General features: G+C 35.3%; 11 protein-coding genes and 1 pseudogene. 10 read left to right on the top strand and 2 right to left on the bottom strand.

Annotation, left to right across the window (positions count from 1 at the left end; all coding sequences use genetic code 11):
• Positions 1–210: 210 nt before the first annotated feature.
• From I6F50_RS05735 to I6F50_RS05695, 9 genes and pseudogenes are all read left to right on the top strand, one after another.
• Positions 211–678: pseudogene (locus I6F50_RS05735) on the top strand (glycosyltransferase); the annotation flags it as partial.
• A gap of 437 nt (positions 679–1,115) precedes the next feature.
• Entirely contained in the window at positions 1,116–2,162 is a 1,047-nt protein-coding gene (opgC, locus tag I6F50_RS05730) for an OpgC domain-containing protein (protein WP_197175552.1), read from the top strand.
• Positions 2,163–2,360: 198 nt separating this feature from the next.
• Positions 2,361–3,404: an acyltransferase gene (locus tag I6F50_RS05725; protein ID WP_197175546.1), complete on the top strand. Its 1,044-nt coding sequence runs from the start codon at positions 2,361–2,363 to the stop codon at positions 3,402–3,404.
• A 228-nt stretch (positions 3,405–3,632) separates the two neighbouring features.
• Entirely contained in the window at positions 3,633–5,036 is a 1,404-nt protein-coding gene (locus I6F50_RS05720; protein ID WP_197175545.1) for an undecaprenyl-phosphate glucose phosphotransferase, read from the top strand.
• On the top strand, positions 5,020–6,234 hold the full coding sequence (locus I6F50_RS05715) for an outer membrane beta-barrel protein (RefSeq protein ID WP_197175543.1): 1,215 nt from the start codon (positions 5,020–5,022) through the stop codon (positions 6,232–6,234). The genes I6F50_RS05720 and I6F50_RS05715 overlap by 17 nt, the downstream gene beginning before the upstream one ends.
• Positions 6,234–6,752 (top strand): polysaccharide biosynthesis/export family protein, encoded by a 519-nt coding sequence (locus I6F50_RS05710; protein ID WP_197175542.1) that lies wholly within the window; start codon positions 6,234–6,236, stop codon positions 6,750–6,752. Before I6F50_RS05715 ends, I6F50_RS05710 begins: the two co-directional genes overlap by 1 nt.
• Positions 6,753–6,774: 22 nt before the next feature.
• Positions 6,775–8,982, top strand: coding sequence for a polysaccharide biosynthesis tyrosine autokinase (locus I6F50_RS05705; RefSeq protein WP_197175541.1), 2,208 nt, complete (start codon positions 6,775–6,777; stop codon positions 8,980–8,982).
• Positions 8,983–8,996: 14 nt separating this feature from the next.
• Positions 8,997–9,725, top strand: coding sequence for a tyrosine-protein phosphatase (locus tag I6F50_RS05700; protein ID WP_197175540.1), 729 nt, complete (start codon positions 8,997–8,999; stop codon positions 9,723–9,725).
• Complete coding sequence (locus I6F50_RS05695) at positions 9,718–10,419, top strand: VpsP family polysaccharide biosynthesis protein (protein ID WP_197175539.1); 702 nt, start codon at positions 9,718–9,720, stop codon at positions 10,417–10,419. Before I6F50_RS05700 ends, I6F50_RS05695 begins: the two co-directional genes overlap by 8 nt.
• 855 nt (positions 10,420–11,274) lie before the next feature.
• Here the strand turns inward: I6F50_RS05695 and I6F50_RS05690 are convergent.
• Both I6F50_RS05690 and rsmF read right to left on the bottom strand, forming a co-directional pair.
• The gene (locus I6F50_RS05690) at positions 11,275–12,369 is read right to left on the bottom strand and encodes an acyltransferase (protein WP_197175537.1); all 1,095 of its coding nucleotides are present in this window, start codon (positions 12,367–12,369) and stop codon (positions 11,275–11,277) included.
• Positions 12,370–12,438: 69 nt separating this feature from the next.
• Complete coding sequence (rsmF, locus tag I6F50_RS05685; protein WP_197175528.1) at positions 12,439–13,890, bottom strand: 16S rRNA (cytosine(1407)-C(5))-methyltransferase RsmF; 1,452 nt, start codon at positions 13,888–13,890, stop codon at positions 12,439–12,441.
• Between the two features lie 264 nt (positions 13,891–14,154).
• Here rsmF and I6F50_RS05680 point away from each other — a divergent pair, with 264 nt between their 5' ends.
• Entirely contained in the window at positions 14,155–14,847 is a 693-nt protein-coding gene (locus I6F50_RS05680) for a GntR family transcriptional regulator (protein ID WP_197175526.1), read from the top strand.
• The last annotated feature ends 71 nt before the right edge of the window (positions 14,848–14,918 follow it).

The raw sequence follows: 14,918 nt of genomic DNA, 5'->3' as shown, positions 1-14,918 counted from the left end.
GATTTATAATGTCAAACACTATTGATGTTTCGGTTATTATTGCAGCATGGAATGCTCAAAATTTTATATTAACCTCTATTAACTTTGCTTTGTCGCTAAAAGGGGGTTAGGTAGAGGTTATAGTCGTTGATGACGCATCAACGGATAATACGTGTGATCAGATTGAATCAATAAGATCACACGTGTTAAGTTACTGCGCTCAAGAATAAATGGCGGCCAGGCGCGGCGAGAAATATTGGATTTTCTACAGCTAAAGGTAAATGGATTGCTGTGTTAGATTCTGATGATTATATGAACCAAAACAGATTGAAAAACATGCTAAGCAAGGCGTCCACTGGAGCAGATGTTTTAATCGACAACTTTTGTGAATTAAGCAGTGATGGTGCTATTTCAGGTCCTTTTTACTCGAGCACTGAACTACCATTAGGTAAATTAAATTTATCTTTTCTTATAAAAACTAATTTAGTCTTCACCAAAGTGAAATCGACAGGTTACATTAAACCTCTATTCAAAAATGAGTTTGTTAAAAATCATGGGGTTAAATACTGGCCAGAAGTAAAAATTGGCGAAGATTATTATTTTTTAGCAAGCTGTTTAGCAAGGGGGCAAATGCAGAGGTCCTTAATGAGGCCGGCTATGTTTACACTGTACGAGACGGGTCAATTTCAAGTAAATTAGAAATAGAACATATTGATAAATTATTGAACTTCGATAAAAAGTTTATCAGGGAATATCATTTATCTGACTTAGAATTGTCTGCAGCTCTTAACATGGTTAGTAATATATCAAGTGCTTTATTGCTTATGCTCACACTTAAGCAAAGGCTATTGTTTTGGAAGTGAATTCAAAGTTTTTAATTGTATCCTTCCAATTTGATGGCAGATGACTTACTTTTTAAATTGAAGTTTACTTCGTACCATTTTGAGGTTAGAAAAGTGAATGCAGGGAAGTGGAAGTTTTTGATGAACGCATACTATGTTAATTCTCTTTAAAAATTTATATCTAGTTTATACGTTATCTAATATCAGTTGATCTTTGTTTTTATTGTATTTTACTTTTTTAAGTAATTTTATTGTTTTTTGTTATTTCGATAGTACTAAGGGTTTGAGCTAACGATGAGTGAAGTAAAAAATCAAAAAAGGATTTTTGGTATAGATTTAGCTAGAGGTATTGCGATTTTCCTCGCAATGACGTCGCATACATTTACTAGTCTTAACTTTTATCCAATTATGGAAATAAATCTACTATTTCGAAGTGCTACACCTCTATTTATTGTTGTTTTAGGCTTTTTTTTGTACTTTTCATATTTCGCAAAAATAGATAGGAAAGGGTTTAAATTTGTCAGAGGTAAGTTGTGGGAGAAAGCTTTAAAATGCTATTTGTATTATTTATTCTCATGTGCAGTATGGGTCTTTTTCAGTGATTTCAGTTTATTATATTTTTTCAGATTAGGGCTTCTGCTTAGTGGGACTCCCTTTACGGATATATTGAAGTTTTATGCGGTAGTTTTATTTGTATCTCCCTATTTATTAATGCTTTTGAGGTCCGAGCGTTATATCTTGTTGGCATTCATTATTTTAACTCCTCATATATTAACTTTTTATGGATTATTACCTAGTTTGAGCTTTCTACCATACGGAGAATATATCTCAGCAATGCTATATGGCGGTAGTGATGTAATTGCTGGTCCTTCTGTATTGCATTCACTTTTCTTTGTCTTCATTGGTATTTTATTAGCAAAGAACTTTAATGGTGATAGTTTGTTTGGATCTAACTCTCACATTCTCGCAATATTTGTATTTCTATTGTCCTTATTCTTTTATTTACCGGTAAGCTTAAAAGAGCTTGCCACTATGGAGTTACGAAACAAAAATTTTTTAGAATATTTTATATATGGAAGCATCACATCAATATTAATAATTGAGCTTTCGCTTTTTACTGCTAAGTATATGGCTAAACGGTATTTTCAGCCTTTTCTTACTTTGAGTAAGTCATCTTTAATCCTTTTCTGTTATGGAAACAGCTTTTTGTATATCATTTATCAAAACTTTAGCTTTACGCCTGTCCGATTCTTTTTTATATTTTTGTTTTTTTATCTATTGTGTAAATTTAATGTTTATTTAAAAGGTGAAGTGAAAGGGATGCGCTCGAGGTTCAATTAATTTTAACCAGCATTAAAAAGTTATCAATGAGAATACTATACATTTAAAATAGTTTGTAGTGTTGCTATTATATTTTATAGCGAATAGTGGACTTCCCATGGCTTTATACTCTCGTTATACAGTTTAAATACGATAGTTTTTTAAATTAAACTGTGAGTTAAAATATGCAATAAGTTTATACTAATTAGGAATGTTACAATGGAAGTTACATTTAAAAAAAGAATAATTTGGGTTGATGCTTTAAAAGGAATTACTGTTTTATTGGTTGCTTTTCATCATGCGTTGCTGTCATTTACCGCATTGTACGGTTCTTCAACACATATTGTTTTTACCTTAGTAGACAAAGTTAACTATATACTTAGTTTTGCAAGGATACCGGCTTTTTTTTTAGCAGCTGGCCTAGTTATGGCATCTATAACAGGTAGCAAATCTAAGTGGTTTTTAACTAAGAGATTGCCGCTCATGTTGTGGGTGATAATATTATGGACAGTTATTTCATTAACTTTTGAAATAATTGGTTTTAATTTGTACCCTTGGAGTAATTACCCATCTTTTCCTCGAGGGTATATCTTTCCAGTACCTTTTGGTAATCTTTGGTTTGTTTATGCTTTACTTGCATTAAGTGCTTATGCTGTCGTTATTAGTCGATTTTCCTTACCTGTACAGTTAGTTTTTACTCTATTAACATCCTTTGCTATTCATCTATTCTTAGACTTATATAGTTTTGAATTTGAAATAAGTAATATGCTTTTTTATAATCTTGCTTATCAAGGAATACCTTTTTTTGTGGCTGGGTTTTTATTTAAGACTTTTATAGTAGAGATGTTAGATAACCAAAAAGTAGTTGTGGTTGTTATGGCCTTATCTTTACTTTTTATGCTTGCTTCCAAAGATAATATAATAGGTGCGGTGGGGTACTTAGTTTTGCTTGTTAAGTATATTCCGATGACTTTGTTTTTTGTAGGCTTTGTGGTATTTGTTTCTAAAATAGGGTTTGTAAATCATTTGTTCGTTAATATTGGCAATAATTCCCTTGAATTTTTTATTTTACACCAGTTTTTCATAGCTTTATTTTTTAACTATTATAGTTTGGAAAGTTTTGGCTATGTTACCCATTTTTTACTTTCCATAACAATCCCAATATTTGTATGTTTAATCTTCATTATTACGTTTAAGCCCTTTATCAGACCTCTATTTATTTTACCTAAGTCTGTGTCGTATTTAGGTCAAAAATGGTTGTAGCTTTGACGAGAATGAAGGTGGGTGGGGAGTGGAAATGTTTACTTTGTTAATAAATGTTTATTTTGTTTAAATTGGTTTCTGTCATTTGATTAATGATGCTTTTCTACTTAGTATTATTGCATATATTCCTTAACCTATTATTGTATACTCCAATACGATGCTGTAATATTTAACTACAGTTTTGTGGAGCTTAATTCACTCATTAAGATATCTATAGGGATACATAGTATGACATCTTCAAGGACGTTTAAGCCTACAGGTTCGTCTGATGCTAATTTTTACCGTTTATTCGATATTTTTGCATTGTTTATAGCCTTTCAATGTTCTGCTTTATTTTATAGCTTTGAGCTTACACCCACTTACATGGTTGCAGTTTTAACCGTTGCTTTAAGTTTTTTGTATTGTGCGGAAATATTCTCCGCTTATCGCTCTTGGCGTGCAGGTAAGTTTAGAACCATGGTCCTATGTGCTTGGGGCTCTTTATTCGCCGCGTTTGCTGTTTTATTTTTTGTGTCATTCGCTTTTAAATTTACTGATGAGCTTTCTCGTATTGGTTTAGGTTTATGGTTTTTACTAAGTTTTGCCTTCATGTATAGCTGGAGGGTAGTTACCTATTTATTTAAACGAAACAGAAGAAAGTTAGGAATAAATTTACGCAATGTTGCAATTGTTGGCGCTACAGAATCTGCAGTACATTTATATAATGAAATTAATAAAAATGATGAATTAGGTTTTAAGTTTTTAGGCTTTTATGATGACCGTAAGCCCGAGCGTTTATTTGAAAATTCAACAAAACATGATGTTGCCGGTAAAGTTCAAGATGCTGTAAATGCTGCTCGAAACGGGGAGATAGGCGTTTTATATATTGCACTCCCTATGAAGGCAGATAAACGTATAGCTGATATATTAGTGCAGCTTGGTGACACCACTGTTGATGTACATATTATACCTGATTTTTTAATGTCTAATTTAATACATGCCCGTATTGAGCATGTGGGTGAGCTTGATACTTTAAGTGTATTTGAATCGCCATTTATAGGCGCGCGTGAGTTTATAAAGCGTACTGAAGATATAATAGTAGCCTTTATTATTTTAATGATGATATCGCCTATTCTTATTGCAATTGCATTTGCTGTTAAATTCACCTCTAAAGGCCCTGTGATTTTTAAACAAGATAGGTACGGATTAGATGGGCGAAAAATTAAGGTTTGGAAATTTCGCTCAATGACTGTTACCGAAAACAGTGCAGTGGTTACACAAGCCAAAAAAAATGATGCGCGCATTACACCACTGGGTGGTTTTTTACGCCGCACAAGCCTTGATGAGTTACCGCAGTTTATAAATGTTTTAAAAGGCGATATGTCTATTGTAGGTCCACGCCCGCACGCTGTAGCCCATAATGAGGAGTACCGTAAAAAGGTAGAGTTTTACATGTTACGCCATAAAGCTAAGCCAGGAATTACAGGTTGGGCGCAAATTAACGGCTGGCGCGGCGAAACCGACACTCTTGATAAAATGGAAAAACGTGTAGAATTTGATTTACATTATATTAAACACTGGTCGTTATGGTTTGATATAAAAATTATTTTTATGACAATTTTTAAAGGATTTAAGAATGCAAATGCATACTAAAACACTAGCCCCTATTTTTGCTATGTTAAGTGTTGGGTTTGCAGCTCCCGTAGCTGCAAATTTAAAGCCAGGTAGCGTTATGACTAAGGATGGCGCCGAAATTACACCTACCTTACAAACAGGCATTAGTAGTAATAATAACTTTTTTACCACACCTGGAAACAAAGAGTCGCGTTTAATTTGGACTATTAAGCCTAATATAAAAGCCGTTATTGAAGATGGCCCTGACAGTTACAAACTTGATTTAGGTACGAGCAGCTCTTTACATAATAAAGATAGTGCTGACAATTTTACCCAAATTAATATTGGTGCTGGTGTACATAAAGAATTTACTAGTCAACATCGTTTAGATATTAACGGTGATGCAGATTGGTTATACGAGCCGCGTGGTAGCGGTTTAACCGAAGGCTTAGGTGATGCAGTAAATGAGCTTGTAAAATATCAGCAACAAAATGTTTTAGTGCGCTACGAATACGGTGCACAAAGCTCAAAAGCTCAAGTTGCTTTAAAAGCTGGTTTTTTTAGTAAAAAATATCAAAATTTTAGAGAAGTATCGCAATATCGTGATTACGATAAATCGTTAATTAGTGTAACTGGTTACTATAACACCCAAGCATCTACTCGTACATTTTTAGAAGTTAAGCAAGAAAACTACCGTTACGATTTTTTACAAACTAATGGTATTTCACGTAATAGTGATGATGTGAAAATACTACTTGGTATGGAGTGGGAGGCAACAGCGGTTACATCTGGCTCATTTAAATTAGGTTATCAAAATAAAGACTTTAGCGCTAATGAGCGCCAGAATTTTAGCGGTTTAAGCTGGGAAGCAGGAGTTAACTGGCAACCACTTAGTTATTCTACCGTGCAATTTACAACTAGCCGCGCGGCTAAAGATCCTTTAGTCCAGGGGGATTACATTAAAGAAAGTACATATGGTGTTAATTGGACTCACAACTGGAGTGACTATTTAAGCTCACTTGCTGGTATTAATTACACTAACGAACAATACACTGGAGATGTAGGCCGTAAAGATAAATCTAAAAGTGCTCGTTTAGGTTTAAACTACGTTGCTAGTAATTTTGGTATGGTTTCTACTTACGTCGATTTTATTGATAAAGATTCTACTCAAAGCGCAATAGAGTTTGATCGTGTTATTGTAGGTGTTAATTTTACATTTGCTTTAAAGGCTAATTAATGAAGTTTATTTTTAGTTTAACGCTGCTAGTTTTAAGCAGCGTTTGCTTTGCTCAAACAGCACAAAGTTATATTTTAGGTGCTGGCGATAAGGTTGAAATAAAAGTGTTTGGCCAACCTGATTTAGAGGTTACTGCACTTTTAGGTAATAGTGGTGAGGTTAATTACCCATTTTTAGGTAAAGTTAAACTAGCTGGGCTTAATATTTCAGAGGTTGAACAAGTTATAATACAAGGCCTACAACCTGATTATCTTATAAACCCCAACGTATACGTTCAGGTTATTGAATACCGTCCTTTTTATATTCACGGTGAAGTAAAAAACCCTGGTGCTTATTCTTATCAGCCTGCTATGACAGTTAACCAAGCTATTGCACTAGCGGGGGGATTAACTGAGCGTGCCTCGGTAGATAAAATTTATATTTTTAAAGAGCAAACTAAACAGCAGCAACAAAAAGGTAATTTAAATAGCCAGATTGCAGCGGGCGATACCATAAAAATAGAACAACGCTTGTTTTAAGCAGTTTACAAGGCAGTAATTAATGAACCAAATAAATGAAACTCTAACCAATAATGAAGACATTATTGATTTAAGTGCATATATTAATGTAATTAAACGCGCCAAATGGCGTATTTTGGGTTTTTCGATCGTTGTTACATTACTAACTATTATGGTTGCTTTAACCTTAGCACCTAAATATATTGCAACGGCTACTTTACTTATTGAGGCAGAGCAAACTAAGGCTGTAAGCTTTCAAGAAATATATGGTTTAGACTCTACTAAAAAGGAGTATTACCTTACTCAGTTTGAAGTAATGAAGTCTGACAGTATTGCCCGTGAGGTAATTACCAAACTTAATTTAAAAGCACATCCAGACTTCATTGGGAAACCATCTGTTTTAGGTGAACTGAAAACAGCTATAAAAGAGCAACTCCCTTTTTTAAATAAAAAAGAAAAAACTGTATATTCACCTGAGGATCAAGCCGATCGTGAAATGCTTGGCTTGTTAGGCGCTTTTAAATCTCGTCTATCAGTCTCGCCTATTCGTAATACACAGTTAGTTATGGTTAGTTTTGAATCAAGCGATCCTAAGTTAGCTGCACTTGTAGCTAACACAGTTGGTGAGGTTTATATTAATAGCCAAATGCGCGCAAAAATGGGTATTACTCAACAAGCATCTAGTTGGCTAAATACACGCTTATCGCAATTGCGAATTCAGCTTGATGACTCAGAAGTGCGCCTGCAAGCTTACCGAGAACAGCAAAAGCTAGTAGATATTGAAGGTATAGCAGGGCTTGCTACGCAGGAGCTTGAACAGATATCGCAGCAGTTAATTGTTGCACGTAACGAAAAAAACAACCTTGAAAGCATTAATCGAGTTATTAGTGAGTACGGTAACAATAATATAGAACTTTTAGGTAGCATGCCTGAAATTACATCACACCAAGTTATACAAAACGTAAAGCGTGAAGTCGTTATAGTAGAACGCAAATTAAGTGACTTAGGTGAAGTGTATGGGCCTAAACACCCGAAAATTATCTCAGCTAAAGCTGAGCTTGCTACTGTAAAAAATAATTTAAATAAGCAAATTAAGGGTCTTATTACTGGCATTGAAAAAGAGCTAAACCGTATAACACGCACTGTAAGTGCGCTTGAGCGTGACCTAGTTAAAATTCGTGCTGAATATCAAGATATTACTCGTAAAGAAACCCAATATAACCAACTAAAACGCGAAGTTGAGACTAATCGAAATATTTTTAATACGTTTTTATCTCGCTCAAAAGAGACCGAAGTAACAAGCGATTTTAGCTCGGCGGCTGCACGCTTTACGGATCGTGCCTATGCTCCAAACAAACCAGCGAAGCCGAATAAAAAGCTTATTGTTATTTTAGCTTTTGTGGCAAGTTTTGGTTTTGCAGTAGTAATGAGCTTTATATTTGACGCCCTTAACGACACTGTTAAAACCAAAAATGACGTTGAAAGTAAGCTTGCCCAGCGTATGATTGGTTTATTACCACATGTACCAATGCCTAAGAAGAGTGTTTTTCCGATTCACGCCTATCTTGATGATAATTATAGGCGTTTTGCTGAATCAGTACGTACGTTCAGAACTAGCTTGTTATTAACTCAGTTAGAGCGTGACCATAAAGTAATCGCTGTTACATCAAGTGCTCCAGGTGAAGGTAAAACAACGACCTCAGCTAATTTAGCTATGTCGCTTGCACAAATGGGTAAAGTATTATTAATTGATGCAGATTTACGTAAACCAAGTATTGCAAAGCGCTTTGATATACCAGTATTTCACCCAGGGTTAAGTAATTTAATTGTAGGCACAGAACAGTTAAGTGAGTGTATACATGTTGATGTGCAGTCAGGCGTAACTATTATGCCTAGCGGCCAAATTCCTAGTAACCCGTTAGAGCTTTTATCTAACTCGCGCTTTAGTGAAGTAATTGATGGCTTGAAAGCTCAATATGACCACATAATTATAGATACACCGCCAACACAAGCCGTGAGTGATGCGTTAGTTGTTGCGCAAAGTACAGACTCGGTAATTTATGTTGTTAAGTCGGATATTACGCGAATTAAACCTATTAAAGCGGGTATTGAGCGCTTGTTTGAATCTAAAGCTCATGTTGCAGGTATTGTGCTTAACCAAGTAGATATGAGTAAAAGTAAAGACGAGCATAGCCATGGTTATTACGATTATTATGATTACTCGCAAAAACCTGAACAACCTAATGCATAGTTAAATGCAAATCTATGATTGATATTCATTCCCATATTTTGCCAGGAATTGATGATGGTGCTAAAGATTTAAATGAATCTTTAGCACTATTAACTATTGCGCAAAATGATGGAATAACTCATATGGTTGCCACGCCACATATACATATTGGGCGATTTAATAACTCGGCCTCGCAATTGTATAGCGAGCTTGCTAATTTAAAAGCACAGACATTAGTAAATAATATTGGTATTAAACTAGCTGTGGCCGCTGAAGTTAGGCTTGATGTAGAGCTAATGAGTTTAGTGCTTAGTAATAAACTCCCGTTTATTGGTACACTTAATTCAGTAAATTATTTATTATTAGAACTCCCGCACTCGCATGTACCGCAAGGTTACGATAAGTTTATAAATTGGCTAGCTAAACAAAATATAAAAGTAATTATTCCTCACCCTGAGCGTAATCGCGATATTCAAGCAAATCTTTTTTATATTGATCGCTTAAAGCAATTAGGTTGTGAGTTTCAATTAACGGCTTCAAGCATTGAAGGTGCATGGGGCGAAACTGCAAAAAATATTAGTATAGATATGCTAAAAAAGGGTTTAGTAACTTATATTGCATCTGATGCCCATTCAGTTAAGCGTAGGCCGCCTATTTTGAGTAAAGCTAAGCAAATAGTGAGCGAGTTGATAGGCAAAAATGATGCACATGATTTGTTTTTTACTAACCCTAAGCGTTTAACTGAGTCGTTGTTTAATGAGTAATATAAATACAAACCGCCTCGCACAAATTGCCATACTTGCAGTTATTACATTAGTAATAGGTTATCAAAGCTTACAAAGTATGCGTGCAAATACATGGTATTTTAATGCACTCAATATTTTAAAGCAGCCTGAAAGCACAATTACTCCTGAAGAGCTAGAGCTTGCAAATAGGGCAATTACATATGCAACAAGCCAAGACCCTTCACAGCCTCATTACTGGCAGTTAAGTGCTTATTTAAAAATGCTCAATCTAGCTGTAACTAGCGAGACAAATAACAATAAGCATTTGGTTTATCAACAAGCAGAAAAAGATCTATTAAAGTCATTAGAGTTAAGGCAAACATGGTCAGAAACGTGGATTGCACTGGCACAAGTAGTTAGTTATCAAGAAGGGCCGACAGAGCGCGTATACGAGTATATTCAGCAGGCTAAAAAATTCGGCCCATACAAGCTTGATGTGCAGCTTGGTATTATTCAAATAGCGCTAATGAACTGGCAGCAACTTCCACCTAAATATAAAGCTTTATATGTTGCTGAACTAAATTTAGCCGTTAAATATGGTTATAAATTTTATCAAGTTTTTGATGTGGCTAAGCAAGTTGATGCTTTGCCTATTTTATGTTTATCGCTTAAATTTGGCGCCAACTTTGAAGCTGTTAGAAGAAGGTGGATCTTTAAAAAACATTGTAATTAGGTTGGTTTTGAAAGTGTTTAGCCTGTTTACGTTAAAGCGAAATGTTAAAAACCAATTGCACAAAGAGAAGAGAATGAGGAGTAAATGAGAAGACACCAAGTGATCTACTCAACTAACTGATTTATCACTTCTCTAAAAGCGCAGCGTCTCAAAACCTCTTTGTGAATACTTGTTTTATTGGTAAAAGCGTTGCTTTAAACGGCAGCAAGCAGCTCGTATTGTATCCCTACAAGACGTGCTGCTTACTTATAATCGTGAAGCGGGTCACGTTAAAGTTAAATCTGAAAAACCAATTGCACAAAGAGAAGGGAATGAGGAGTTAATGAGAAGACACCAAGTAACCTATTTACGAATTGATTTATCACTTCTCTAAAAGCGCAGCGCCTCATAACCTCTTTGTGAATACTTGTTTTATTGGTAAAAGCGTTGCTTTAAACGGCAGCAAGCAGCTCGTATTGTATCCCTACAAGAGTTTTGTGCTTACTTGTGATCGCTGAGCTTAATCACGTTAAAGTTAAATGTGATAAACCAATTGCACAAAGAGAAGTGAATGAGGGATAAATGAGCAGACACCAAGTAAGCCATTCAACGACTGACTTATCACTTCTCTAAAAGCGCACCTTATTACCTATTAAATTTGCATAGGCAAAAAAGTGCCCAGAGTAATCAAGTGAAACTCTGGGCTATAAATTGACTCTAAATTGAGCCTAGCGTTAACTAAAACACTTTCTTGGTTCTACAAGGGAGAAGAAAGTTCTTAAAGTATAGCTAAGTAGTTTAGTTATGCTCACTATAAAAAACATTTATTTATTATTAATGATAAATGGCTGAATCATAATGTTTATTATGTAATTATTACCATCGTTTTTTGTTTAAAGACAAGCCTTTAAGTTCAATATAGTTATATGTCATGTGTGATATAAAAATGATTGTAATTAATGTTATAAATATAGAGATATTATTAACTATAGCTCCCCCAAAATTTAAGTATCTTTGTGTTTCAATCATTGGTGCTATCTCTTGACTAAGTATCTTTTCAAGTATTATTCCAAGAGAAGTCACGCAAAATAATATTGCAGCATGGGTCATATATATAGAATAAGAAAGCTTGCCAGTGAACTGAAAAAACCTTAGTTTTAGAATTCTTGAACAAAGCCCAACTTCAAATGCAAAAAATAAAACGGTTGCGAAGAACAGTAGCGGGGCGGCCAAAGGTTTATATTCGAATTTATTGTTCACCACCAGCACGATTAAAATTAATAGTGAAGTTTCTATGAGAGTCGCAATTAAAAATGATGGTTTTAAATGAGATAGTTTTTTATAAATCACGTAAGTGAATGCACCACCAAAAAAGCAAGAAAGACCTTTTAATACGCTTTCTACTAAAAAGTCGGATTTGAGATATAAAAGAATAAAAGCAATTACTGAAACTAAAAGCCATACAGATTTTTTTTGTTTCTTAAAAAAAACAATTGAACAAAATAATAACGAATACATATAAAATTCAATGCTAATACTCCATGATGGGTAGTTAAAGCTCAGTGGGTTAGTGTATGAGGACCATGATTGGATTAATAATAAGTTAGGTATTATTTCATTTGGTGCAAAGTCATTAGTGAACGGTAAACTGTTAAATGAAAGCCCACCAAACTCATAAGCCAATAATTTTCCTCCTTCCAAGGCTAAGAACACAATTAGCATAAACAGGTGAAGGGGGTAAATGCGAAAGAAGCGTGCTTTTATGAATGTTTTAAATTTAAGTCCTTCGCGAGAGCCATATCCATGGGCTAGAACAAATCCACTTAATATAAAGAAAAACTCTACAAATATAGCACTGCCTCTAAAAAAACTTAACTCAGTTATAGAGTCAATAAAATGCATATGAAATATAACTACAGATATTGCACATATTCCTCTAAACGCATCTAAAGCTTCAAATCTTTTATTCATGTTAATCCTTAAAATCCTTTTGTATATGTATTATATAACCGATGCATAAGAAGCAAAGATAAAATTAGTTTAACCCCAGCTTATTAACTGCGTATTTTGCACTAGATCTCGTGGTAATGAATTTTTGATCTTATTTTTTTGCCATTTCCCGAGCCCGATAGGGCAACCACACAATGTTAATACTACTTCACCTATTGTTTGGGTTGCCTCAGCTAAGCGAATATCTTTCCCTTGAAAATAATCATTTGCTTGCTCGTTATTTAACGCGTAAATATTAGTTTTACACTCATTGCCAAATACGGTTGCAAATTCGTGCGTTAGTCTCACGCCATTTTTATGAATAACGCCAATCTGAATACCTAAACGAGCATATTTAATTTTATTTTGTACGGCTTCAAACCCCTCAGGAAATAACCACAGTTCTTTGTCGCGCTGCATTAAGTTGCCTGGCAGGGTAGTTATCCCAAAGTGTTTTTTAAGCGATTGCATAAACGCGGCACTTTGCTTTTTATCAAACTCGTTAAACGGGAATGCGCCTTTTTTAACAGTTTGATTTGGGTTATCGCAACTTGCGTGCTTTTTAAATTTAGCAATAAAAAAGCCTTCGCTATCGAATGTTTGCGGCCATACATGTAAATAGCCTTCATTTGTGATGGCTTTGCTTGCACCTTCAAATAAATCACTTAGTGATTCAGGCGCAATATAGTCGCCAAATTCACTGAGTAAATAATCGCACACTTGTTGGTTTTCGAGCGGGGTAAGTGTGCAGGTTGAATACACTAAGGTACCACCTGGCTTTAATGCGTAAAAAGCGCTTTTAATTAAGTCTTTTTGTACTTGGGCTATTTGTATGTTTGATTCTATTGACCAATTTTTGAGTGCATCGGCGTCTTTACGTACTGTGCCTTCGCCAGAGCAGGGTGCATCTAACAATATGCTATCAAAACATTCAAACATGTAGTTGCCAAATATAACGCCATCAAAGTGCGAGAGCGCACAGTTACCAACCCCCATACGTTTAAGTGTGGCGCTAAGTACTTTTAAACGTGAAGACGAAAGCTCGTTAGCAACTAATACACCTTGGTTATTCATAAGTGCAGCCAGTTGCGATGTTTTAGAACCCGGCGCAGATGCCATATCAAGCACATAATTATTTTGAGAGTCTGCGAGTTCAATGCTTTGCTTTAATGCCATAGGGGGCAACATTGAACTTGCTTCTTGTACGTACATAGCACCGCTTAGATGTAAGTCGGTATTACCTAGGGCTAGGTTTTGCTCTTCATCGCTTGGGCGTTCTAACCAAAAACCTTCGCTGCACCATGGGATTGGGGTTAGTAGCCAATTTTTTTTAGTGGCACGTTTTACAAATTCTTCAATGCTAATTTTTAATGTATTAACGCGGATAGATTTTCTGAGCGGCCTGCGACACGCATTTAAAAAGTCATCTAAGTTTAGATGCGCTGGTAAATAGGTTTTTACGTCATCAATAAAGTGCTCAGGAATAAAAGTGTTGGCGTTCACGCGTTAGCTCATACTATAAAAATAAAGCGCGATAATAACATTTATATAAGGTGTTTTCAGTGCTAAAACCATATTAACTACTTTGAATTTATGTCGACACTTTACTGCGACAGCTTATTTTAAAACCAGTTATATACGACTTTAGATTAATAGTGTCGACAATTGGAGTGCTTTTTAGCCATTTAGATAGGTTTAAGGGTTGACATGTTTTTTTAATAAGCACATAGTGATCACATGAATTGTCGACAATCTAAAAAATAACTTATGACACACACATTTTTAAACGAAGCGCCTATAACTACCGCATCAGATCAAGTATTTGTAGATATGCGCCGTGAGATTGTTGAAGGCAGTATAGTTCAAGGTAGTAAAATATCAGAGCCAGAACTTGCAAAACGTTATGGCGTAAGCCGTGCAACGCTTAGAGAAGCGTTAAATCGCTTAGAGAGTTGCTACCTTGTTGAGCGTAAAGCTAACGTAGGTTGCCGAGTAGTTGCCCTTACCGCTGAGCGTTTGATTGAAGTTTATCAAGTTCGCAGCTCACTTGAAGGCTTGGCATGTAGGTTGGCTGCCGACAATATGGAACCCGAAGAAGTAAAAGGCTTAAAGCAATTACTTAATCAGCACCTACAAACACAGCGTGTTAAAGAGGGCGAGTCTTATTATCAAGAGGCTGGCGATTTAGATTTTCATTACCGTATTATTCAAGGCAGTAAAAACGCGCATTTAATTCATTTGTTGTGTAATGAGCTCTATCAACTAATACGCATGTACCGTGTGCAAATGGGTATGGTGGGGCCGCGTGTATCTAAAGCGTTTGATGAGCACTTAGCTATTATTAACGCGATAGAAAACCATGACGGCGAACTGGCCGAAATGCTAATGAAGCGCCACATAAGCGCATCGCAAGCAAATATTCAAACCAAATTCGACTTATTAGTTAAGCAAAATGTATAAGCTGCTAAAAGCTAAAAGCTAAAAGTTAAGCAGAGCAGTTAAACAGTCATAATTACAGATTAAAAAATAAG

The sequence above is a fragment of the Pseudoalteromonas sp. NZS127_1 genome (genome assembly GCF_015864295.1).
In the GTDB taxonomy this organism is placed as follows: domain Bacteria; phylum Pseudomonadota; class Gammaproteobacteria; order Enterobacterales; family Alteromonadaceae; genus Pseudoalteromonas; species Pseudoalteromonas arctica.
This window is presented reverse-complemented; position numbering and strand designations above follow the sequence as displayed.